The following is a 19,252-nucleotide window of genomic DNA, read 5'->3' as shown; positions in this document are numbered from 1 at the left end:
ACGCTCTGAAATGGGCGGCCATAGCGGGTGAAAGCCCCGTACACTCATGAGGTTTACAACATGACTATTGGTGTAGTCGGTCGTAAGTGCGGCATGACCCGCATTTTCACCGAAGAAGGTGTCTCCATTCCGGTCACGGTCATTGAGATCGAGCCGAATCGCGTCACCCAGTTCAAAAACGAGGAGTCCGATGGCTACCGTGCAGTGCAGGTCACTGTCGGCGAGCGTCGCGCCTCGCGCGTCAGCAAGGCTCAGGCCGGTCACTTCGCCAAGGCGAACGTCGCGGCAGGTCGTACCGTTCTGGAATTCCGTCTTGAAGAAGGCGACTACCAGGCCGGCGATCTGATCAACGCTGAAATTTTCCAAGCTGGTCAACTGGTGGATGTCACCGGTCAGTCCAAAGGTAAAGGCTTCGCCGGTACCATCAAGCGTTGGAACTTCCGCGGCCAGGACAACACTCACGGTAACTCCGTTTCTCACCGTGTACCGGGTTCCATCGGCCAGTGCCAGACCCCGGGTCGTGTATTCAAGGGCAAAAAGATGTCCGGTCATATGGGCGCTGAGCGCGTGACCGTACAGTCCCTGGAAGTCGTTCGCGTAGACGCCGAGCGTAACCTGCTGCTGGTCAAGGGTGCCGTTCCGGGCGCTACTGGCGGCGACGTTATCGTTCGTCCGGCTGTCAAGGCGTAAGGGGAGAATCTGAGATGCAATTGAATGTAAATGGCGCTCAGGCGATCGAAGTGTCCGATGCGACCTTCGGTGGCGAGTTCAACGAGACCCTGGTTCACCAAGCAGTCGTAGCCTACATGGCTGGCGGCCGTCAGGGCACCAAAGGCCAGAAGTCCCGTTCCGACGTTTCCGGTGGCGGCAAGCGCCCGTGGCGTCAGAAGGGCACCGGTCGTGCTCGTGCTGGTACCACTCGTGGTCCGATCTGGCGTGGCGGTGGTGTGACCTTCGCAGCGTCCACCCGTAACCACGACCAAAAGCTGAACAAGAAGATGTACCGCGCTGCTCTGCGCTCCATCCTTGCTGAGCTGGTTCGTACCGACCGTCTGGTAGTGGTTGAAGACTTCGCTGTCGAAGCTCCGAAAACCAAGGCTCTGCTGAGCAAGCTGAACGGCCTGGGTCTGAACGATGTGCTGATCGTATCCGATGCGGTCGATCAGAACCTGTACCTGGCTGCCCGCAACCTGCCGCACGTCGACGTACGTGACGTCCAGGGTTCCGATCCGGTCAGCCTGATCGCGTACGAAAAAGTGCTGGTCACTGTTTCGGCCGTGAAGAAATTCGAGGAGCTGCTGGGATGAACCAGGAACGCGTATTCAAAGTGCTGCTTGGCCCGCACATCTCCGAGAAGGCCACGGTTCTGGCTGACAAGCAAGGTCAGTTCGTTTTCAAAGTCGCTACCGATGCGACCAAGCTGGAAATCAAGAAGGCCGTCGAAAGCCTGTTCAACGTGAAGGTTGAGCGCGTGACTACCCAGAACGTTCTGGGCAAGAGCAAGCGCACCGCTCGCGGTCTGGGCAAGCGTAACGACTGGAAGAAGGCAGTTATCTCCCTTCAGCCGGGCCAAGATCTCGATTTCACCAGCAGTGCTGAGTAAGGAAGGGGTGCATCATGGCAATCGTTAAATGCAAACCGACTTCCGCTGGCCGCCGTTTTGTGGTCAAGGTGGTCAATCAGGAGCTGCACAAAGGCGCTCCGTACGCTCCGCTGCTCGAGAAGAAGTCGAAGTCCGGTGGTCGTAACAACAACGGCCGTATCACCACCCGTCATATCGGTGGTGGCCACAAGCAGCATTACCGTCTGGTCGACTTCCGTCGCAACGACAAGGATGGCATCCCTGCCACCGTCGAGCGCGTGGAATACGATCCGAACCGTACTGCTCACATCGCTCTGCTGAAGTATGCCGACGGTGAGCGTCGCTACATCATCGCCCCGAAAGGCGTTGTAGCTGGCGATCAGCTGGTAGCCGGCAACATGGCGCCGATCAAGCCGGGCAACAGCCTGCAGCTGCGCAACATTCCGGTGGGTTCGACCGTTCACGGTATCGAGCTGAAGCCGGGCAAAGGCGCGCAGATCGCTCGTTCCGCTGGTGCTTCCGCTCAGCTGATCGCGCGTGAAGGTGCTTATGTGACTCTGCGTCTGCGCTCCGGCGAAATGCGCAAAGTCCTGGCTGAGTGCCGTGCGACCCTGGGCGAAGTCTCGAACTCCGAGCACAGCCTGCGTTCGCTGGGTAAGGCTGGTGCCAAGCGCTGGCGTGGCGTTCGTCCGACCGTTCGTGGTGTTGCCATGAACCCGGTTGATCACCCGCACGGTGGTGGTGAAGGTCGTACCTCCGGTGGTCGTCATCCGGTGTCGCCGTGGGGCTTCCCGACCAAGGGCGCGAAGACCCGTGCTAACAAGCGCACCGACAACATGATCGTCCGTCGTCGCAAGTAAATAGAGGGATACGACAGTGCCACGTTCTCTGAAAAAAGGTCCTTTTATCGATCTTCACCTACTGAAGAAGGTCGAAGCGGCGGTGGAAAAGAACGATCGCAAGCCGGTTAAAACCTGGTCGCGTCGCTCCATGATCCTGCCGCAGATGGTCGGTCTGACCATCGCTGTGCATAACGGTCGTCAGCATGTCCCGGTCCTCGTGAACGAAGACATGGTCGGCCACAAACTGGGCGAATTTGCCGGCACCCGTACCTATCGTGGTCACGTTGCCGACAAGAAAGGCAAGCGTTAAGGGGTTTGGAAATGGAAGTAGCCGCTAAGTTGTCGGGCGCTCGCATCTCCGCCCAGAAAGCTCGCCTGGTCGCCGACCAGATCCGCGGGAAGAAGGTGGGCGAAGCGCTCAACCTGCTGGCTTTCAGCAGCAAGAAAGCCGCCGAGATCATGAAGAAAGTGCTGGAGTCGGCCGTTGCCAACGCCGAGCACAACGAAGGCGCAGACGTTGATGACCTGAAGGTCAGCACCGTTTTCGTCAACGAAGGGCGTTCGCTTAAGCGCATCATGCCGCGTGCCAAAGGCCGTGCTGATCGCATCGTCAAGCGGTCTTGCCATATCACTGTCAAGGTTGCGGACAAGTAACGGAGTCGATCAGATGGGTCAGAAAGTACATCCCGTTGGCATCCGCCTGGGAATCGTCAAGGATCACACCTCGGTCTGGTACGCAGATGGTCGCAATTATGCCGACTACCTGAACGCCGACCTGAAGGTTCGTGCATACCTGCAAGACAAACTAAAAAGCGCGTCCGTTAGCCGTATCGACATCGCTCGTCCGGCTCAAACCGCACGCATCACCATCCACACCGCTCGTCCCGGCATCGTGATCGGCAAGAAAGGTGAAGATGTTGAGAAGCTGCGTCAGGACCTGACCAAGCAAATGGGTGTGCCGGTGCACATCAACATCGAAGAGATCCGCAAGCCGGAGCTCGACGGTATGCTGGTTGCGCAGAGCGTAGCTCAGCAGCTGGAGCGTCGCGTTATGTTCCGTCGCGCCATGAAGCGCGCTGTACAGAACGCCATGCGCATTGGTGCCAAGGGCATCAAGATCCAGGTGAGCGGTCGTCTTGGCGGCGCTGAAATTGCCCGTACCGAGTGGTATCGCGAAGGTCGTGTGCCTCTGCACACCCTGCGTGCCGATATCGATTACGCCACCTACGAAGCGCACACCACTTACGGTGTGATCGGCGTCAAGGTTTGGATCTTCAAGGGTGAGGTCATTGGTGGCCGCACTGAAGAGCTGAAGCCGCAAGCGCCCGCTCCTCGTAAAGCTGCTAAGAAATAAGGAGTACGCATCATGTTGCAACCAAAGCGTACGAAGTTCCGCAAGCAGATGACCGGCCACAACCGTGGTCTGGCTCAGCGCGGTAGCAAGGTCAGCTTCGGCGAGTTCGCGCTGAAGTCTGTCGCCCGCGGTCGTCTCACCGCTCGTCAGATCGAGTCCGCTCGTCGTGCTCTGACCCGTCACGTTAAGCGTGGCGGCAAGATCTGGATCCGCGTCTTCCCGGACAAGCCGGTTACCAAGAAGCCTCTCGAAGTGCGTATGGGTAAAGGTAAGGGTGGCGTTGAATACTGGGTAGCCCAGATCCAGCCAGGCAAGGTCCTGTACGAGATCGAAGGCGTATCCGAAGAGCTGGCGCGCGAGGCATTCGCCCTGGCTGCTGCAAAGCTGCCGCTCGCCACCACCTTTGTTAAGCGGACGGTGATGTGATGAAAGCGACCGAACTTCGTGAAAAAAGCGCACAACAGCTGAACGAGCAACTGCTCGAGCTGCTGCGCGACCAGTTCAATCTGCGTATGCAGAAGGCAACTGGCCAGCTGGGGCAGTCTCACCTGCTCTCGCAAGTGAAGCGCGACATCGCTCGCGTCAAGACTGTCCTCAGCCAGCAGGCAGGTAAGTGATCATGGCCGAAGTTGAAAAAACAGTCCGTACGCTGACCGGCCGTGTTGTCAGCGACAAGATGGACAAGACCATCACCGTTCTGATCGAGCGTCGCGTCAAGCACCCGATCTACGGTAAATACGTCAAGCGTTCGACCAAGCTGCACGCTCACGACGAAAGCAACCAGTGCAAGATCGGCGACAAGGTTTCCATTCGCGAAACCCGCCCGCAGTCCAAGACCAAGTCCTGGGCGCTGGTTGAAGTCGTTGAACGCGCCGTCGAAGTCTAAGAGCTAAGGGTCGGAGAAATTTTATGATTCAGACTCAATCCATGCTCGATGTGGCTGACAACAGCGGTGCACGTCGTGTTATGTGCATCAAGGTGCTGGGCGGCTCGCATCGTCGCTACGCCGGCATCGGCGACATCATCAAGGTCACCGTCAAGGAAGCAATTCCGCGCGGCAAAGTGAAGAAAGGTCAGGTCATGACCGCAGTGGTTGTTCGTACCCGTCACGGCGTTCGCCGTGCCGACGGTTCGATCATCCGCTTCGACGGCAACGCTGCTGTTCTGCTGAACAACAAGCAAGAGCCGATCGGTACCCGTATCTTCGGGCCAGTGACCCGTGAACTGCGTTCCGAGAAGTTCATGAAGATCGTCTCGCTCGCCCCTGAAGTGCTTTAAGGAGATCCGACATGCAAAAGATTCGTCGTGACGACGAGATCATCGTGATCGCCGGCAAAGACAAAGGTAAGCGCGGTAAGGTGCTCAAGGTTCTCGCTGACGACCGTCTGGTCGTCGGTGGCATCAACCTGGTGAAGCGTCATACCAAGCCGAACCCGATGTCGGGCGTTCAAGGCGGTATCGTCGAGAAAGAAGCGCCGCTGCACGCTTCCAACGTTGCCATCTTCAACTCTGAGACCAACAAGGCTGACCGCGTTGGCTTCAAAGTCGAAGACGGCAAGAAAATTCGTGTCTTCAAGTCCACCCAGAAGCCGGTTGGCGCTTGAGAATCCGTAGGTAAATACCATGGCACGACTGAAAGAGATTTACCGGAAGGAAATCGCGCCCAAGCTGAAGGAAGAACTGAAGCTGGCCAACGTGATGGAAGTTCCGCGCATCACCAAGATCACCCTGAACATGGGCCTGGGCGAAGCGATCGGTGACAAGAAAGTCATCGAGAACGCCGTTGCCGACCTCGAGAAGATCACCGGTCAGAAAGTCGTTGTGACTCATGCCCGCAAGTCGATCGCAGGTTTCAAGGTTCGTGAAGGTTGGCCGATTGGCGTCAAGGTCACTCTGCGTCGCGAGCGTATGTACGAGTTCCTGGATCGTCTGCTGTCCATCTCCCTGCCGCGCGTGCGTGACTTCCGCGGCCTGAATGCCAAGTCCTTCGATGGTCGTGGCAACTACAGCATGGGCGTGAAAGAGCAGATCATCTTCCCGGAAATCGATTACGACAAAATCGATGCGCTGCGTGGTCTGGACATCACCCTGACTACCACTGCCCGTAACGATGATGAAGGCCGCGCTCTGCTGCGTGCTTTCAACTTCCCGTTCCGCAACTGATCGGAGTCCTGGACAATGGCCAAGACAAGCATGAAGAACCGCGAGCTGAAGCGTCAGCAAACGGTTGCCAAGTACGCCAAGAAGCGTGCCGAGCTGAAAGCGATCATCGCCAACCCGAACTCCACTCCGGAAGCTCGTTGGGAAGCTCAGGTCGCCCTGCAGAAGCAGCCGCGTGACGCCAGCGCCTCGCGCCTGCGCAACCGCTGCCGCATCACCGGCCGTCCGCACGGCGTTTACCGCAAGTTCGGTCTGTCGCGTAACAAGCTGCGCGAAGCCGCCATGCGTGGTGACGTACCGGGCCTGGTGAAAGCCAGCTGGTAAGCAGCAATAGCTGTAAGCAGAGCCGGCCTTGTGCCGGCTTTGCCTTTTATTGAACAAGCCCCTTTTGGGGCTTGCTTCATTTTTGATCGGTCTCTAGAATGTCCGGCTCTCCTGAGCCTGGTATTTCCATGCCGAGCTTTTGGATGATCCCACAGCCCTCGGGCTGTTCTTTTTGTATCAGGAGCGTCTAGCCCATGAGTATGCAGGACCCGTTAGCGGACATGCTAACTCGTATCCGTAATGCCCAGATGGCTGAAAAGTCCGTCGTAAGCATGCCTTCTTCCACTCTGAAGGTAGCCGTAGCCAAAGTTCTGAAAGACGAAGGTTACATTGCGGGTTATGAAGTCAATGGTGAAGCCAAGCCACAACTGTCCATCGAGCTGAAGTACTTCGAAGGCCGTCCGGTCATCGAGGAAGTCAAGCGCGTGAGCCGTCCTGGCCTTCGTCAATACAAATCCGTCGATGACCTGCCGAAGGTACGCGGCGGTCTCGGTGTTTCCATCGTCTCCACCAACAAAGGTGTGATGACGGATCGCGCTGCGCGCGCTGCCGGTGTCGGCGGCGAAGTGCTCTGCACCGTGTTCTAAGGGGGGGATAAGCATGTCTCGCGTTGCTAAGAACCCCGTTGTGCTGCCTGCCGGTGTCGAGATCAAACTCGCCGGTCAGCAGCTCTCGGTCAAGGGCGCCAAGGGCACCCTGGAATTGAACGTTCATTCGTCCGTAGAAGTTATCCAGGAAGGCAGCGAACTGCGTTTCGCCGCTCGTAATGGCGACCAGCAGAACCGCGCCATGGCCGGTACTACTCGCGCCCTGGTTAACAACATGGTCATCGGTGTCAGCCAAGGCTTCGAGCGTAAGCTGCAACTGGTCGGCGTAGGCTACAAAGCCCAGGCCAAAGGCCAGGTGCTGAACCTCGCGCTGGGCTTCTCTCACCCGATCGACTACGAACTGCCGGCAGGCGTCGTGGCCGAAACCCCGAACCAGACCGAGATCCTGATCAAGGGTATCGACAAGCAACTGGTGGGTCAGGTGGCTGCGGAAATCCGTGACTTCCGTCGTCCTGAGCCTTACAAGGGCAAAGGCGTTCGTTACGCGGATGAAGTTGTCCGTCGTAAAGAAGCCAAGAAGAAGTAAGGGGCTGAGAAATGACCGACAAAAAAGTTACTCGTCTGCGTCGCGCTCGCAAAGCACGCCTGAAAATGCACGAGCTCGAAGCCGTGCGTCTGTGCGTGTATCGCTCTTCGCAGCACATCTACGCCCAGGTCATCTCGGCCGACGGCAGCAAGGTTCTGGCCAGCGCCTCTACCTTGGACAAAGCACTGCGTGATGGCGCCACCGGCAACGTCGACGCGGCCAAGAAGGTTGGTGCGCTGGTTGCTGAGCGTGCGAAAGCCGCTGGTGTGACCCAGGTGGCATTCGACCGTTCTGGCTTCAAGTACCACGGCCGCGTCAAGGCGCTGGCTGATGCTGCTCGTGAAGGCGGGCTGGAGTTCTAAGTTATGGCAAATAACGACCAAAAGCGCGACGAAGGCTACATCGAGAAGCTGGTTCAGGTTAACCGCGTTGCCAAGACCGTAAAGGGTGGCCGTATCTTCACCTTCACCGCGCTGACCGTGGTGGGTGATGGCAAGGGTCGCGTCGGTTTCGGCCGTGGCAAGTCCCGTGAAGTTCCGGCTGCCATTCAGAAGGCGATGGAAGCTGCGCGTCGCAACATGATCCAGGTGGATCTGAACGGCACCACTCTGCAGTACCCGATCAAGTCCGCTCATGGCGCCTCCAAGGTGTACATGCAGCCGGCTTCGGAAGGTACCGGTATCATCGCCGGCGGCGCCATGCGTGCCGTACTGGAAGTGGCTGGTGTACAGAACGTTCTGGCCAAGTGCTACGGCTCGACCAATCCGGTGAACGTGGTTCATGCCACTTTCAACGGTCTGAAGACCATGCAGTCTCCGGAATCCGTTGCGGCCAAGCGTGGCAAGAGCGTCGAGGAGATTCTCTAACCATGGCTAACACCGTCAAAGTGACTCTGATCAAGAGCACCAATGGCCGCCTGGCCAATCACAAAGCTTGCGTCAAGGGCCTGGGCCTGCGTCGCATCGGTCACACCGTAGAGGTTCTGGATACTCCGGAAAACCGCGGCATGATCAACAAGGCTTACTACCTGCTGAAGGTGGAGGGTTAATCATGCAACTGAACGATCTGCGTTCCGCGCCGGGTGCCCGTCGCGAGAAGCACCGTCCGGGCCGTGGCATCGGTAGCGGTCTGGGCAAGACCGGTGGCCGTGGTCACAAGGGTCAAACCTCCCGCTCCGGTGGTTCCATCGCTCCGGGCTTCGAGGGTGGTCAGCAGCCGCTGCACCGTCGTCTGCCGAAGTTCGGCTTCGTCTCCCTGAAGGCTATGGATCGCGCCGAAGTGCGTACTTCCGAGCTGAACAAGGTAGAAGGTGTTGTAACTCTGCAGGCTCTGAAGGATGCCAATCTGGTTGGCCAACACGTACAGCGCGTAAAAGTCATGCTGTCCGGTGAGGTTACCCGTGCGGTTACCCTGAAAGGTATCGCTGCCACCAAAGGTGCGCGTGCGGCTATCGAAGCAGCTGGCGGTAAGTTCGAGGACTAAATGGCTAAGCAAGGTGCTCTCTCAGCGCTGGCAGGTGGCGGGTTGTCCGAACTCTGGGCTCGTCTGCGCTTCCTGTTCATGGCGATCATCGTCTACCGGATAGGTGCGCACATCCCGGTTCCTGGCATCAACCCAGACCGACTGGCGGATCTGTTCCGGCAGAATGAGGGGACCATTCTTAGCTTGTTCAACATGTTTTCCGGCGGCGCGCTGGAGCGGATGAGCATCTTTGCACTGGGGATCATGCCGTACATCTCGGCATCGATCATCATGCAGCTGATGACCGCCGTCAGCCCGCAGCTGGAACAGTTGAAGAAGGAAGGTGAAGCTGGCCGTCGCAAGATCAGCCAGTACACCCGCTACGGCACTCTCGTCCTGGCATTCGTGCAGGCCATCGGCATGTCCGTTGGCCTGGCTAGCCAGGGCGTGGCGTTCTCGGTCGATTTCGGCTTCCATTTCGTGGCGGTCACCACTTTCGTGGCGGGCGCGATGTTCATGATGTGGCTGGGCGAGCAGATCACCGAGCGCGGTGTCGGCAACGGTATCTCGATGCTGATCTTTGCAGGCATCGTGGCCGGTCTGCCGTCGGCGATCGGGCAGTCTTTCGAGTCTGCTCGTCAGGGCGATATCAATATCTTCGCTCTGATTGCCATCGGCCTGCTGGCAGTAGCGATCATCGGTTTCGTGGTGTTCATCGAGCGTGGTCAGCGCCGCATTGCGGTGCACTACGCCAAGCGTCAGCAGGGCCGCAAGGTCTTCGCTGCGCAGACCAGCCACCTGCCGTTGAAGGTGAACATGGCGGGCGTAATCCCGGCCATTTTCGCCAGCAGCCTTCTGCTGTTCCCGGCCTCGCTGGGTGCCTGGTTCGGTCAGTCCGAGGGTTTGGGCTGGCTGCAGGACATTTCGCAGGCTATCGCTCCTGGTCAGCCGTTGAACATTCTGCTGTTTAGTGCAGGGATCATTTTCTTCTGCTTCTTCTATACAGCGCTGATGTTCAACCCGAAAGACGTAGCGGAAAACCTGAAGAAGTCCGGTGCCTTTATTCCGGGCATCCGTCCGGGCGAGCAGTCGGCGCGCTATATCGATGGCGTTCTGACCCGCTTGACCATGTTCGGTGCTCTGTACATGACGGCCGTGTGCCTGCTGCCCCAGTTCCTGGTGGTTGCGGCCAACGTTCCGTTCTACCTTGGCGGGACCTCGTTGCTGATCGTGGTCGTGGTTGTGATGGACTTCATGTCCCAAGTGCAATCGCACCTCGTGTCTCACCAGTACGATTCCCTGATGAAGAAAGCCAACCTGAAGGGCTATGGCAGCGGCATGCTCCGCTGATCCACCCGTAAGGTTCGAGGAGTTGGTAATGAAAGTTCGTGCATCGGTGAAAAAGCTGTGCCGTAACTGCAAAATTATCCGTCGCGAAGGTGTCGTGCGGGTGATCTGCAGCGCAGAGCCGCGTCACAAGCAGCGCCAAGGCTGAGTGTGAACCACGCGTGATAAGCCCGGCAGCTAGTGCGCTGCCGGGTTGATTATTTGTTTTTACAGCGTTAATATCTCGCGCCCTATTTCTTGGCTTCCGGGGCGTAGGTAGCTGTCAATTGGAGTTCCACTGAATGGCCCGTATTGCAGGCGTTAACATTCCGGATAACAAGCACACTGTTATCTCGCTGACCTACATCTATGGTGTTGGTCGCACCACTGCACAGAAAATCTGTGCCGCTACCGGTGTAAACCCGGCTGCGAAAATCAAGGATCTGACTGACGAGCAGATCGAACAGCTGCGTGGCGAAGTAGCCAAGGTGAATACCGAAGGCGACCTGCGTCGTGAAGTGAATATGAAGATCAAGCGCTTGATGGATCTGGGTTGCTACCGCGGCCTGCGTCATCGTAAAGGTCTGCCGGTTCGCGGTCAGCGCACCAAGACCAACGCTCGCACCCGTAAGGGCCCGCGTAAGCCGATCCGCAAGTAATCGCATTCGCGAATCGACAGGAATTTAGTCATGGCAAAACCTGCTGCTCGTACTCGTAAGAAAGTCAAAAAGACGGTGGTTGATGGCATCGCCCATATCCACGCGTCTTTCAACAACACCATCGTGACCATTACCGACCGTCAGGGCAACGCTCTGTCCTGGGCTACCTCCGGTGGTTCGGGTTTCCGCGGGTCGCGTAAGTCCACTCCGTTCGCTGCTCAGATCGCCGCCGAGCGCGCTGGTCAGGCTGCTCTGGAATATGGCCTGAAGAACCTCGACGTCAACGTCAAGGGCCCGGGTCCAGGTCGCGAATCCGCTGTGCGTGCTCTGAACGCCTGCGGCTACAAAATCGCCAGCATCACCGACGTGACGCCGATCCCGCACAACGGGTGCCGTCCGCCGAAGAAGCGTCGCGTGTAAACAGGAGACAGTGAGAAATGGCTCGTTACATTGGTCCCAAGTGCAAACTGTCTCGCCGTGAAGGCACCGATCTCTTCCTGAAGAGCGGTGTTCGCGCGCTTGAATCTAAGTGCAACATCGAAGCAGCTCCCGGTATTCACGGTCAGCGCCGCGGTCGTCAGTCCGACTACGGCACCCAGCTGCGTGAAAAGCAGAAAGTCCGTCGTATCTACGGCGTTCTGGAGCGTCAGTTCAGCGGTTACTACAAGCAAGCTGCCAGCCAGAAGGGCGCCACCGGCGAAAACCTGCTGCAACTGCTGGAGTGCCGTCTGGATAACGTGGTTTACCGTATGGGCTATGGTGCTACCCGCGCCGAATCCCGTCAGCTGGTTTCGCACAAAGCAATCAGCGTCAACGGTCAGACCGTAAACGTACCGTCCTACCAGGTTAAAGCTGGCGACGTCGTTGCTGTTCGCGAGAAATCGAAGAACCAGCTGCGCATCGCTCAGGCTCTCGAGCTCTGCGCCCAGCGCGGCCGTGTTGAGTGGGTAGAAGTAGACGCTGAGAAGAAGTCCGGTGTGTTCAAGAACGTTCCGGCTCGTAGCGATCTGTCCGCTGACATCAACGAGAGCCTGATTGTCGAGCTCTACTCCAAGTAAGGGCTAGAAAATAGGTGCATCCATGCAGATTTCGGTAAATGAGTTCCTGACCCCCCGTCACATCGATGTGCAGGAGGTCAGTCCGACCCGCGCCAAGATCACCCTCGAGCCTCTCGAGCGTGGTTTCGGCCATACCCTGGGCAACGCGCTGCGTCGCATCCTGTTGTCCTCCATGCCTGGCTGTGCAGTAGTCGAGGCCGAGATCGACGGCGTACTCCACGAGTACTCCGCGATCGAAGGTGTGCAGGAAGATGTGATCGAGATCCTGCTCAACCTGAAAGGTCTGGCTATCAAGCTGCACGGCCGTGACGAAGTGACCCTGACTCTGGCTAAGAAGGGCCCGGGCGTAGTTACCGCTGCCGATATTCAGCTGGATCACGATGTCGAAATCGTCAATGGCGACCACGTCATCGCCAACCTGGCGGCCAATGGCTCGCTGAACATGAAGCTCACCGTAGCTCGTGGTCGCGGCTATGAGCCGGCTGACGCTCGTCAGAGCGACGAAGATGAAAGCCGCAGCATTGGTCGCTTGCAGCTGGATGCTTCGTTCAGCCCTGTGCGTCGGGTTGCTTACGTGGTGGAAAACGCCCGTGTCGAGCAGCGCACCAACCTGGACAAACTGGTTATCGACCTGGAAACCAACGGTACCCTGGATCCTGAAGAGGCCATCCGTCGTGCCGCGACCATCCTGCAGCAGCAGCTGGCCGCGTTCGTCGACCTCAAGGGTGACAGCGAGCCGGTAGTGGTCGAGCAGGAAGACGAGATCGATCCGATCCTGCTGCGTCCTGTCGATGATCTGGAACTGACCGTACGTTCGGCCAACTGCCTCAAGGCAGAGAACATCTACTACATCGGCGATCTGATTCAGCGCACCGAAGTAGAGCTGCTCAAAACCCCGAACCTGGGCAAGAAATCCCTGACCGAAATCAAGGATGTTCTGGCTTCTCGCGGTCTGTCCCTCGGTATGCGCCTCGACAACTGGCCGCCGGCAAGTCTGAAGAAAGACGATAAGGCCACTGCCTGATCGTCATCATCACCGAACGAACAAGTTTGGTAAGGAATTGAACCATGCGTCATCGTAAAAGTGGCCGTCACCTCAGCCGCACCAGCGCTCACCGCAAGGCCATGTTCCAGAACATGGCGGTCTCGCTGTTCGAGCACGAGCTGATCAAAACTACCCTGCCGAAAGCCAAGGAACTGCGTCGCGTTGCCGAGCCGCTGATCACCCTGGCCAAGGAAGACAGCGTTGCCAACCGTCGTCTGGCCTTCGACCGTACCCGTTCGAAAGCCATCGTCGGCAAGCTGTTCAACGATCTGGGCAAGCGCTACGCCACCCGTAACGGCGGCTACCTGCGCATCCTCAAGTGCGGTTTCCGCGCTGGCGACAACGCTCCGATGGCTTACGTTGAACTGGTCGACCGTCCGGTCGGCGGTTCGGTAGAAGCTGCCGAGTAAGTTGCTGGTTGTACAAGAAACCGGGCCTAGTGCCCGGTTTTTTGTTGCCTCGATTTACGGTTTCGAATGTGACCACTGGAGCGGGCGCAAGCAGAGCCCGGCGATGGCTGAGGGGCTGGATGCCTGAAAGAAATTAGCTATCGAGCCGTTACGCTTGATGAATTGGTTCGCCTAGCGAAGCGGGTCTAGGCTTGTCCCATCGTTGGTCGCAGACGCTGTGACCGACCCGATGAGGAGAAGGAGAGAAGCATGTCGAACCAAGGTAAATGTCCGTTCAACCACGTTGCCGGTGGCGGTACGACCAACAAAGATTGGTGGCCGAACCAGTTGCGTGTAGACCTGCTGAATCAGCATTCCGACCGATCCAACCCCCTGGGTGAGAAGTTCAACTACGCCGAGGCCTTCAAGAAGCTCGACTACAAAGCCCTGAAGGCCGACCTGGTTCGGCTTATGACCGATAGCCAGGACTGGTGGCCCGCCGACTTCGGCCACTATGGCCCGCAGTTCATCCGCATGGCCTGGCACTCTGCCGGGACCTACCGCACCACCGATGGTCGTGGTGGTGGCGGTCGTGGCCAGCAGCGCTTCGCCCCGCTGAACTCCTGGCCGGACAACGTCAACATCGACAAGTCGCGTCGCCTGCTGTGGCCGATCAAGCAGAAGTATGGCCAGTCCATCTCCTGGGCTGACCTCTACATCCTCGCCGGCAACGTTGCGCTGGAGTCCATGGGTTTTCGTACCTTCGGTTTCGCGGGTGGACGTGAGGACGTCTGGGAACCGGATCAGGACGTCAACTGGGGCGCCGAAGTTGCCTGGCTGGGCGTCGATCCCAAGCGTGTGAACGACGAGCGGGAGCTGACCGCACCCTTCGGCGCCACGCATATGGGCCTGATCTACGTGAACCCGGAAGGCCCGAACGCCAGTGGCGACTACCTCGCTGCAGCCAAGGATATCCGCGCGACCTTCTACCGCATGGCGATGAACGACGAGGAAATTGTCGCGCTGATTGCCGGTGGGCATACCTTTGGCAAGACCCACGGTGCTGCGCCCGAATCGCACAAGGGGCCAGAGCCGGAAGCGGCGCCGATCGAAGCTCAGGGCCTGGGCTGGGCCAGCAACTTCGGCAGCGGTTTCGGCAAGGACACCGTTTCCAGCGGCCTGGAAGTCACCTGGACGAAGACGCCGGCGCTGTGGAGCAACAACTTCTTCGAGAACCTGTTCAAGTTCGAGTGGGAGCTGACCAAGTCGCCTGCCGGTGCCAAGCAGTGGGTGGCCAAGGACGCGCCGGAGATCATCCCGGACGCCCATGTGCCGGGCAAGTTCCATAAGCCGACCATGCTCACCACCGACCTGACTCTTCGCTTCGACCCCGAGTTCGGCAAGATCTCCAAGCGCTTCTACGAAGATCCGCAGGCCTTCGCCGATGCGTTCGCGCGTGCCTGGTACAAGCTGACTCACCGTGACATGGGGCCGAAAGCCCGTTACCTCGGCCCGGAAGTGCCGAAAGAGGACCTGATCTGGCAAGACCCGCTGCCGGCTGCCACGCACAATCCGACCGTCGCCGACATCGCTGACCTGAAGGCAAAGATTGCGGCGTCCGGTCTGTCGGTGGGTGATCTGGTGTCCGTGGCCTGGGCCTCGGCCTCCACCTTCCGCGGTGGTGACAAGCGCGGCGGCGCCAACGGCGCGCGTCTGGCCCTGGCTCCGCAGAAGGATTGGGCGGTCAACCAGCGGGCGATGGCGGTGCTGCCGAAGCTGGTGGAGATCCAGCAGGCTTCGGGCAAGGCGTCGCTGGCCGATGTGATCGTGCTGGCCGGCAATGTCGGTGTCGAGCAGGCGGCCAAGGCGGCTGGTGTGGCGGTCGACGTACCTTTCGCACCCGGTCGGGTCGATGCACGTCAGGATCAGACCGACGTCGAGTCCTTCGATGTGCTGGAGCCGGCTGCCGATGGTTTCCGCAACTACAGCAAGGGCAACCTGGGTGTCCCTACCGAGACGATGCTGGTGGACAAGGCGCAGATGCTCACCCTGACCGCGCCGGAGCTGACCGCACTGGTCGGCGGACTGCGGGTTCTGGGGGCCAACCACGATGGCAGCCAGCACGGTGTGTTCACCGACAAGGTGGGTGTGCTGACCAACGACTTCTTCGTCAATCTGCTGGACATGGGTACCGTATGGAAGGCCACCGATGACAGCAATGAAGTCTTCGAAGGGCGCACACGCAAGGATGGTCAGGTGAAGTACACCGCCACCCGCAACGATCTGGTGTTCGGCTCGAACTCCATCCTGCGTGCTTACGCCGAGGTCTATGCCAGCTCCGACGGCAAGGAGAAGCTGGTCAAGGACTTCGTCGCGGCCTGGACCCGCGTGATGAACCTGGATCGTTTCGATCTGGCCTGAGCCTGACGGGCGTATCGCTGGTGCGTCAGTAAACCGCAACGCCTCCCTCGTGGAGGCGTTGTGCTTTTGCTTGACCGAACCCTGCGTCAAGCGGAGCATTGCCATCTGTTCATGAATGCAACAAGGAATGCCCGGCATGAAAGGCCATACCGAAGTCGTCGACTATCTCAAGCATCTGCTCAAAGGCGAGCTGGCCGCTCGTGACCAGTATTTCATCCATTCGCGGCTGTATGAGGACTGGGGCTTCAGCAAGCTCTACGAGCGCATCAACCACGAAATGGAAGAGGAAACCCAGCACGCCGATGCGCTGCTCAAACGCATCATCTTCCTCGAGGGGGTGCCGGACATGGTGCCCAATGCCTTTACATTTGGGCAGACCGTACCTGATGCGCTGAAGCTGGATCTGGCCCTGGAGTACGAAGTGCGCGCGGCCCTGAGCAAGGGTATCGAACTGTGCGAGCAACACCAGGATTATCAGACCCGCGACATCCTCCTGGCTCAGCTCAAGGACACCGAGGAAGACCACGCCTATTGGCTGGAAATTCAGCTGCAGCTGATCGACAAGCTGGGGTTGGAAAAGTACCTGCAAAGCCAGATGTAAGCTGACTTGCCAAAGTAAGAGCCCCGCATGTGCGGGGCTCTTTCGTTTCAGGCGCGGTCGCGTTCCAGTAGCGGCTTGAGGAAGTGCCCGGTATGCGAAGCCGGGTTGGCCGCCACTTCTTCCGGGGTGCCGGTGGCGATGATCATGCCGCCCTTGGAGCCACCCTCCGGGCCGAGGTCGACGATCCAGTCGGCGGTCTTGATCACGTCCAGGTTGTGCTCGATCACCACCACGGTGTTGCCGTGGTCGCGCAGGCGATGCAGCACGTCGAGCAGTTGCTGGATATCGGCAAAGTGCAGGCCGGTGGTCGGCTCGTCGAGGATGTACAGGGTCTTGCCGGTGTCGCGCTTGGACAGTTCGCGGCTCAGCTTGACCCGCTGCGCCTCGCCACCGGACAGGGTGGTCGCGCTCTGCCCCAGCTTGATGTAGGACAGGCCCACGTCCATCAGTGTCTGCAGCTTGCGGGCGATGGCCGGCACGGCATCGAAGAAGGCGCGGGCATCCTCGATGGTCATGTCCAGCACCTCGGTGATGCTCTTGCCCTTGTACTTCACTTCCAGGGTTTCGCGGTTGTAGCGCTTGCCCTTGCACACGTCGCACGGCACATAGATGTCCGGCAAGAAGTGCATCTCCACCTTGATCACACCGTCGCCCTGGCAGGCCTCGCAGCGCCCGCCCTTGACGTTGAAGCTGAAGCGGCCCGGGCCGTAACCGCGCGAGCGCGACTCCGGCACGCCGGCGAACAGCTCGCGGATCGGCGTGAACAGACCGGTGTAGGTGGCCGGGTTGGAGCGCGGCGTGCGGCCGATCGGGCTCTGGTCGATATCCACCACCTTGTCCAGGTGCTGCAGGCCGTCGAACGAGTCGTGCGGCGCCGCTTCCAGGCTGGTGGCGCCGTTGAGCGCGGTGGCGGTGATGGGGAACAGGGTATTGTTGATCAGCGTCGACTTGCCCGAGCCGGACACGCCGGTGACGCAGGTGAGCAAACCGACCGGAATCTCCAGATCGACCTTGCGCAGGTTGTTGCCGCGCGCGCCCTTGAGCTTGAGCGACTTCTTCTTGTCGCGCGGAGTGCGCGTGGCCGGGTACTGGATCTTCTTGCGTCCGGACAGGTAGCTACCGGTTAGCGACTCGGGGTCGGCCATCACCTGGTCGGGGGTGCCTTGCGAGACGATCCGCCCGCCGTGCACGCCGGCGCCGGGGCCGATATCCACCACGTAGTCGGCCAGGCGAATGGCGTCCTCGTCGTGCTCGACCACGATCACCGTGTTGCCCAGGTTGCGCAGGTGGGTGAGGGTGGCCAGCAGGCGCTCGTTGTCGCGCTGGTGCAGGCCGATGGACGGCTCGTCGAGGATGTACATGACGCCCACCAGGCCGGCACCGATCTGGCTGGCCAGGCGGATGCGCTGCGCTTCGCCGCCGGACAGGGTATCGGCGCTGCGGTCGAGGGTCAGGTAATCCAGACCGACATTGACCAGGAACTGCAGGCGCTCGCGGATTTCCTTGAGGATCTTCTCGGCGATCTCGCCGCGGCGGCCGGTCAGGTGCAGATCACCGAAGTAATCGCAGGCATCGCCCACCGGCAGGCCGGTGACCGCCGGCAGGGTCTTCTCGCCGACCCAGACGTGCCGCGCCTCGCGACGCAGGCGCGTGCCGCGGCAATCGGGGCAGGGCTGGGTGCTGAGGAACTTGGCCAGTTCCTCGCGCACGCTGTTCGACTCGGTCTCGCGATAGCGACGCTCAAGGTTGGGGATGATGCCCTCGAAGGGGTGCGAGCGTTTGACGATATCGCCACGGTCGTTGAGGTACTTGAAGTCGACGCTTTGCGTACCGCTGCCGAACAGGATCACCTTCTGGTGCTCGGCGGCCAGCTCGTCGAAGGGCTCCTCCAGGCTGAAGCCATAGTGGTTGGACAGTGAGCCGAGCATCTGGAAGTAGTAGACGTTGCGTCGGTCCCAGCCGCGGATGGCGCCTTCGGCCAGGGTCAGCTCGCCGTTGACCAGGCGCTTGGCGTCGAAGAACTGCTTCACGCCCAGGCCGTCGCAGGTCGGGCAGGCGCCGGCCGGGTTGTTGAAGGAAAACAGCTTGGGTTCCAGCTCGCTGATCGAGTGGCCGCAGTGCGGGCAGGCGAAGCGCGCGGAGAAGATGATTTCTTCGCCTTCTTCATCGTCCATCGGCGCGATCAGGGCAATGCCGTCGGCCAGGCCGAGGGCGGTCTCGAAGGATTCGGCCAGACGCTGCTGCAGGTCCTCGCGCACCTTGAAGCGGTCCACCACCACGTCGATGCTGTGCTTCTTCTGCTTGTCCAGCTTGGGCAGTTCGTCCAGTTCATGCAGCTTGCCGTTGACCCGGGCGCGGACGAAACCCTGCGCGCGCAGCTCCTCGAATACCGACAGATGCTCGCCCTTGCGCTCGCGCACCACGGGGGCCAATAGCATCAGCTTGCGCCCCTCCGGCAGGGCCAGCACCTGGTCAACCATCTGGCTGACGGTCTGCGCCTCCAGCGGCACGTCGTGGTCCGGGCAGCGCGGCGTACCGACGCGGGCATAGAGCAGGCGCAGATAGTCGTAGATCTCGGTGATGGTGCCGACAGTCGAGCGTGGGTTGTGCGAAGTGGACTTCTGCTCGATGGAAATGGCCGGAGAGAGGCCTTCGATGGTGTCGACGTCGGGCTTTTCCATCATCGACAGGAATTGCCGGGCATAGGCCGACAGCGACTCGACGTAGCGGCGCTGGCCCTCGGCGTACAGGGTGTCGAACGCCAGCGAGGACTTGCCGGAGCCGGACAGTCCGGTGATCACGATCAGCTTGTCGCGTGGCAGGGTCAGGTCGATGTTCTTGAGGTTGTGGGTGCGTGCCCCACGAATCAGGATTTTGTCCACTTAGGGAACCTCTG

At 59.6% G+C, this 19,252-nt stretch carries 30 protein-coding genes; 29 read left to right on the top strand and 1 reads right to left on the bottom strand.

What is annotated here, in order from left to right; all coding sequences use genetic code 11:
• Window positions 1-60: 60 nt before the first annotated feature.
• The 29 genes from rplC (at window position 61) to bfr (ending at window position 16,356) form a co-directional block, all read left to right on the top strand.
• Window positions 61-690 (top strand): 50S ribosomal protein L3, encoded by a 630-nt coding sequence (gene rplC / locus DXK50_RS20000; RefSeq protein ID WP_013717347.1) that lies wholly within the window; start codon window positions 61-63, stop codon window positions 688-690.
• Window positions 691-704: 14 nt separating this feature from the next.
• Window positions 705-1,307, top strand: a complete 603-nt coding sequence (gene rplD, locus DXK50_RS19995; RefSeq protein WP_003243889.1) for a 50S ribosomal protein L4 — start codon at window positions 705-707, stop codon at window positions 1,305-1,307.
• Complete coding sequence (gene rplW, locus DXK50_RS19990; protein ID WP_003243891.1) at window positions 1,304-1,603, top strand: 50S ribosomal protein L23; 300 nt, start codon at window positions 1,304-1,306, stop codon at window positions 1,601-1,603. Before rplD ends, rplW begins: the two co-directional genes overlap by 4 nt.
• A 14-nt stretch (window positions 1,604-1,617) precedes the next feature.
• A complete protein-coding gene (gene rplB / locus DXK50_RS19985) occupies window positions 1,618-2,442 on the top strand; it encodes a 50S ribosomal protein L2 (protein ID WP_003243893.1) in 825 nt (274 codons plus the stop codon).
• 16 nt (window positions 2,443-2,458) lie between these two features.
• Window positions 2,459-2,734 (top strand): 30S ribosomal protein S19, encoded by a 276-nt coding sequence (gene rpsS, locus DXK50_RS19980; RefSeq protein WP_003243896.1) that lies wholly within the window; start codon window positions 2,459-2,461, stop codon window positions 2,732-2,734.
• Window positions 2,735-2,745: 11 nt separating this feature from the next.
• Window positions 2,746-3,078 carry a 50S ribosomal protein L22 gene (rplV, locus tag DXK50_RS19975; protein ID WP_003103908.1) on the top strand — a complete coding sequence of 111 codons (333 nt, stop codon included), beginning with the start codon at window positions 2,746-2,748 and terminating at the stop codon, window positions 3,076-3,078.
• A 13-nt stretch (window positions 3,079-3,091) separates the two neighbouring features.
• Window positions 3,092-3,778 carry a 30S ribosomal protein S3 gene (rpsC, locus tag DXK50_RS19970; protein WP_003243898.1) on the top strand — a complete coding sequence of 229 codons (687 nt, stop codon included), beginning with the start codon at window positions 3,092-3,094 and terminating at the stop codon, window positions 3,776-3,778.
• Between the two features lie 12 nt (window positions 3,779-3,790).
• Window positions 3,791-4,204, top strand: a complete 414-nt coding sequence (gene rplP / locus DXK50_RS19965) for a 50S ribosomal protein L16 (RefSeq protein WP_003243901.1) — start codon at window positions 3,791-3,793, stop codon at window positions 4,202-4,204.
• Entirely contained in the window at window positions 4,204-4,395 is a 192-nt protein-coding gene (rpmC, locus tag DXK50_RS19960; RefSeq protein ID WP_003243902.1) for a 50S ribosomal protein L29, read from the top strand. Before rplP ends, rpmC begins: the two co-directional genes overlap by 1 nt.
• A 2-nt stretch (window positions 4,396-4,397) precedes the next feature.
• Window positions 4,398-4,664: a 30S ribosomal protein S17 gene (gene rpsQ, locus DXK50_RS19955; RefSeq protein WP_003243904.1), complete on the top strand. Its 267-nt coding sequence runs from the start codon at window positions 4,398-4,400 to the stop codon at window positions 4,662-4,664.
• A gap of 23 nt (window positions 4,665-4,687) precedes the next feature.
• Window positions 4,688-5,056: a 50S ribosomal protein L14 gene (gene rplN / locus DXK50_RS19950; RefSeq protein WP_003243907.1), complete on the top strand. Its 369-nt coding sequence runs from the start codon at window positions 4,688-4,690 to the stop codon at window positions 5,054-5,056.
• 11 nt (window positions 5,057-5,067) lie between these two features.
• The gene (gene rplX, locus DXK50_RS19945; protein ID WP_003463290.1) at window positions 5,068-5,382 is read left to right on the top strand and encodes a 50S ribosomal protein L24; all 315 of its coding nucleotides are present in this window, start codon (window positions 5,068-5,070) and stop codon (window positions 5,380-5,382) included.
• A gap of 19 nt (window positions 5,383-5,401) precedes the next feature.
• On the top strand, window positions 5,402-5,941 hold the full coding sequence (rplE, locus tag DXK50_RS19940) for a 50S ribosomal protein L5 (RefSeq protein ID WP_003243911.1): 540 nt from the start codon (window positions 5,402-5,404) through the stop codon (window positions 5,939-5,941).
• 15 nt (window positions 5,942-5,956) lie between these two features.
• Window positions 5,957-6,262 carry a 30S ribosomal protein S14 gene (gene rpsN, locus DXK50_RS19935; protein WP_003243912.1) on the top strand — a complete coding sequence of 102 codons (306 nt, stop codon included), beginning with the start codon at window positions 5,957-5,959 and terminating at the stop codon, window positions 6,260-6,262.
• Window positions 6,263-6,456: 194 nt separating this feature from the next.
• Window positions 6,457-6,849, top strand: coding sequence for a 30S ribosomal protein S8 (gene rpsH, locus DXK50_RS19930; RefSeq protein ID WP_003243915.1), 393 nt, complete (start codon window positions 6,457-6,459; stop codon window positions 6,847-6,849).
• A 13-nt stretch (window positions 6,850-6,862) separates the two neighbouring features.
• A complete protein-coding gene (gene rplF / locus DXK50_RS19925; RefSeq protein ID WP_003463285.1) occupies window positions 6,863-7,396 on the top strand; it encodes a 50S ribosomal protein L6 in 534 nt (177 codons plus the stop codon).
• An 11-nt stretch (window positions 7,397-7,407) separates the two neighbouring features.
• Complete coding sequence (gene rplR / locus DXK50_RS19920; protein WP_017675612.1) at window positions 7,408-7,758, top strand: 50S ribosomal protein L18; 351 nt, start codon at window positions 7,408-7,410, stop codon at window positions 7,756-7,758.
• Between the two features lie 3 nt (window positions 7,759-7,761).
• On the top strand, window positions 7,762-8,262 hold the full coding sequence (rpsE, locus tag DXK50_RS19915) for a 30S ribosomal protein S5 (protein ID WP_013717342.1): 501 nt from the start codon (window positions 7,762-7,764) through the stop codon (window positions 8,260-8,262).
• A gap of 2 nt (window positions 8,263-8,264) precedes the next feature.
• Complete coding sequence (rpmD, locus tag DXK50_RS19910) at window positions 8,265-8,444, top strand: 50S ribosomal protein L30 (RefSeq protein ID WP_003243922.1); 180 nt, start codon at window positions 8,265-8,267, stop codon at window positions 8,442-8,444.
• Window positions 8,445-8,446: 2 nt separating this feature from the next.
• Window positions 8,447-8,878, top strand: coding sequence for a 50S ribosomal protein L15 (gene rplO, locus DXK50_RS19905; protein WP_013717341.1), 432 nt, complete (start codon window positions 8,447-8,449; stop codon window positions 8,876-8,878).
• Window positions 8,879-10,207, top strand: a complete 1,329-nt coding sequence (secY, locus tag DXK50_RS19900; protein WP_031303184.1) for a preprotein translocase subunit SecY — start codon at window positions 8,879-8,881, stop codon at window positions 10,205-10,207. It abuts the gene before it with no gap.
• 28 nt (window positions 10,208-10,235) lie between these two features.
• A complete protein-coding gene (rpmJ, locus tag DXK50_RS19895; RefSeq protein ID WP_002555468.1) occupies window positions 10,236-10,352 on the top strand; it encodes a 50S ribosomal protein L36 in 117 nt (38 codons plus the stop codon).
• Window positions 10,353-10,485: 133 nt separating this feature from the next.
• A complete protein-coding gene (gene rpsM, locus DXK50_RS19890; RefSeq protein ID WP_012019780.1) occupies window positions 10,486-10,842 on the top strand; it encodes a 30S ribosomal protein S13 in 357 nt (118 codons plus the stop codon).
• A 30-nt stretch (window positions 10,843-10,872) separates the two neighbouring features.
• Window positions 10,873-11,262, top strand: a complete 390-nt coding sequence (gene rpsK, locus DXK50_RS19885) for a 30S ribosomal protein S11 (RefSeq protein WP_003243933.1) — start codon at window positions 10,873-10,875, stop codon at window positions 11,260-11,262.
• 17 nt (window positions 11,263-11,279) lie between these two features.
• Window positions 11,280-11,900 carry a 30S ribosomal protein S4 gene (rpsD, locus tag DXK50_RS19880; RefSeq protein ID WP_013717339.1) on the top strand — a complete coding sequence of 207 codons (621 nt, stop codon included), beginning with the start codon at window positions 11,280-11,282 and terminating at the stop codon, window positions 11,898-11,900.
• 22 nt (window positions 11,901-11,922) lie between these two features.
• The gene (locus DXK50_RS19875; protein ID WP_003243938.1) at window positions 11,923-12,924 is read left to right on the top strand and encodes a DNA-directed RNA polymerase subunit alpha; all 1,002 of its coding nucleotides are present in this window, start codon (window positions 11,923-11,925) and stop codon (window positions 12,922-12,924) included.
• 44 nt (window positions 12,925-12,968) lie between these two features.
• Window positions 12,969-13,355: a 50S ribosomal protein L17 gene (gene rplQ, locus DXK50_RS19870; protein WP_003243945.1), complete on the top strand. Its 387-nt coding sequence runs from the start codon at window positions 12,969-12,971 to the stop codon at window positions 13,353-13,355.
• Between the two features lie 249 nt (window positions 13,356-13,604).
• Complete coding sequence (gene katG, locus DXK50_RS19865; protein WP_212631516.1) at window positions 13,605-15,755, top strand: catalase/peroxidase HPI; 2,151 nt, start codon at window positions 13,605-13,607, stop codon at window positions 15,753-15,755.
• A 136-nt stretch (window positions 15,756-15,891) separates the two neighbouring features.
• Window positions 15,892-16,356, top strand: coding sequence for a bacterioferritin (gene bfr / locus DXK50_RS19860; protein WP_212631515.1), 465 nt, complete (start codon window positions 15,892-15,894; stop codon window positions 16,354-16,356).
• A gap of 47 nt (window positions 16,357-16,403) precedes the next feature.
• Here bfr and uvrA read toward each other — a convergent pair whose 3' ends face one another.
• A complete protein-coding gene (uvrA, locus tag DXK50_RS19855; protein WP_212631514.1) occupies window positions 16,404-19,238 on the bottom strand; it encodes an excinuclease ABC subunit UvrA in 2,835 nt (944 codons plus the stop codon).
• Window positions 19,239-19,252: the final 14 nt, after the last annotated feature.

Source organism: Pseudomonas sp. KB-10 (assembly GCF_018221585.1).
In the GTDB taxonomy this organism is placed as follows: domain Bacteria; phylum Pseudomonadota; class Gammaproteobacteria; order Pseudomonadales; family Pseudomonadaceae; genus Aquipseudomonas; species Aquipseudomonas yangonensis.
Note: the sequence above shows the minus strand (reverse complement) of the source record. Positions and strands in the feature narration are given on the sequence as shown.

Bases quoted from the DNA above. Each gene is read 5' to 3' on its own strand.
- rplB (WP_003243893.1), top strand. From the start codon at position 1,618: ATGGCAATCGTTAAATGCAAACCGACTTCCGCTGGCCGCCGTTTTGTG.
- rpsH (WP_003243915.1), top strand. From the start codon at position 6,457: ATGAGTATGCAGGACCCGTTAGCGGACATGCTAACTCGTATCCGTAAT.
- rpsN (WP_003243912.1), top strand. From the start codon at position 5,957: ATGGCCAAGACAAGCATGAAGAACCGCGAGCTGAAGCGTCAGCAAACG.
- rpsE (WP_013717342.1), top strand. From the start codon at position 7,762: ATGGCAAATAACGACCAAAAGCGCGACGAAGGCTACATCGAGAAGCTG.
- rpmC (WP_003243902.1), top strand. From the start codon at position 4,204: ATGAAAGCGACCGAACTTCGTGAAAAAAGCGCACAACAGCTGAACGAG.
- rplW (WP_003243891.1), top strand. From the start codon at position 1,304: ATGAACCAGGAACGCGTATTCAAAGTGCTGCTTGGCCCGCACATCTCC.
- rplO (WP_013717341.1), top strand. From the start codon at position 8,447: ATGCAACTGAACGATCTGCGTTCCGCGCCGGGTGCCCGTCGCGAGAAG.
- rpsC (WP_003243898.1), top strand. From the start codon at position 3,092: ATGGGTCAGAAAGTACATCCCGTTGGCATCCGCCTGGGAATCGTCAAG.
- bfr (WP_212631515.1), top strand. From the start codon at position 15,892: ATGAAAGGCCATACCGAAGTCGTCGACTATCTCAAGCATCTGCTCAAA.
- katG (WP_212631516.1), top strand. From the start codon at position 13,605: ATGTCGAACCAAGGTAAATGTCCGTTCAACCACGTTGCCGGTGGCGGT.
- rplN (WP_003243907.1), top strand. From the start codon at position 4,688: ATGATTCAGACTCAATCCATGCTCGATGTGGCTGACAACAGCGGTGCA.
- rplE (WP_003243911.1), top strand. From the start codon at position 5,402: ATGGCACGACTGAAAGAGATTTACCGGAAGGAAATCGCGCCCAAGCTG.
- rpsK (WP_003243933.1), top strand. From the start codon at position 10,873: ATGGCAAAACCTGCTGCTCGTACTCGTAAGAAAGTCAAAAAGACGGTG.
- rplP (WP_003243901.1), top strand. From the start codon at position 3,791: ATGTTGCAACCAAAGCGTACGAAGTTCCGCAAGCAGATGACCGGCCAC.
- rpsD (WP_013717339.1), top strand. From the start codon at position 11,280: ATGGCTCGTTACATTGGTCCCAAGTGCAAACTGTCTCGCCGTGAAGGC.
- secY (WP_031303184.1), top strand. From the start codon at position 8,879: ATGGCTAAGCAAGGTGCTCTCTCAGCGCTGGCAGGTGGCGGGTTGTCC.
- DXK50_RS19875 (WP_003243938.1), top strand. From the start codon at position 11,923: ATGCAGATTTCGGTAAATGAGTTCCTGACCCCCCGTCACATCGATGTG.
- rplF (WP_003463285.1), top strand. From the start codon at position 6,863: ATGTCTCGCGTTGCTAAGAACCCCGTTGTGCTGCCTGCCGGTGTCGAG.
- rplC (WP_013717347.1), top strand. From the start codon at position 61: ATGACTATTGGTGTAGTCGGTCGTAAGTGCGGCATGACCCGCATTTTC.
- rplQ (WP_003243945.1), top strand. From the start codon at position 12,969: ATGCGTCATCGTAAAAGTGGCCGTCACCTCAGCCGCACCAGCGCTCAC.
- rpmJ (WP_002555468.1), top strand. From the start codon at position 10,236: ATGAAAGTTCGTGCATCGGTGAAAAAGCTGTGCCGTAACTGCAAAATT.
- rpsQ (WP_003243904.1), top strand. From the start codon at position 4,398: ATGGCCGAAGTTGAAAAAACAGTCCGTACGCTGACCGGCCGTGTTGTC.
- rplR (WP_017675612.1), top strand. From the start codon at position 7,408: ATGACCGACAAAAAAGTTACTCGTCTGCGTCGCGCTCGCAAAGCACGC.
- rpmD (WP_003243922.1), top strand. From the start codon at position 8,265: ATGGCTAACACCGTCAAAGTGACTCTGATCAAGAGCACCAATGGCCGC.
- rplD (WP_003243889.1), top strand. From the start codon at position 705: ATGCAATTGAATGTAAATGGCGCTCAGGCGATCGAAGTGTCCGATGCG.
- rplX (WP_003463290.1), top strand. From the start codon at position 5,068: ATGCAAAAGATTCGTCGTGACGACGAGATCATCGTGATCGCCGGCAAA.
- rpsM (WP_012019780.1), top strand. From the start codon at position 10,486: ATGGCCCGTATTGCAGGCGTTAACATTCCGGATAACAAGCACACTGTT.
- rplV (WP_003103908.1), top strand. From the start codon at position 2,746: ATGGAAGTAGCCGCTAAGTTGTCGGGCGCTCGCATCTCCGCCCAGAAA.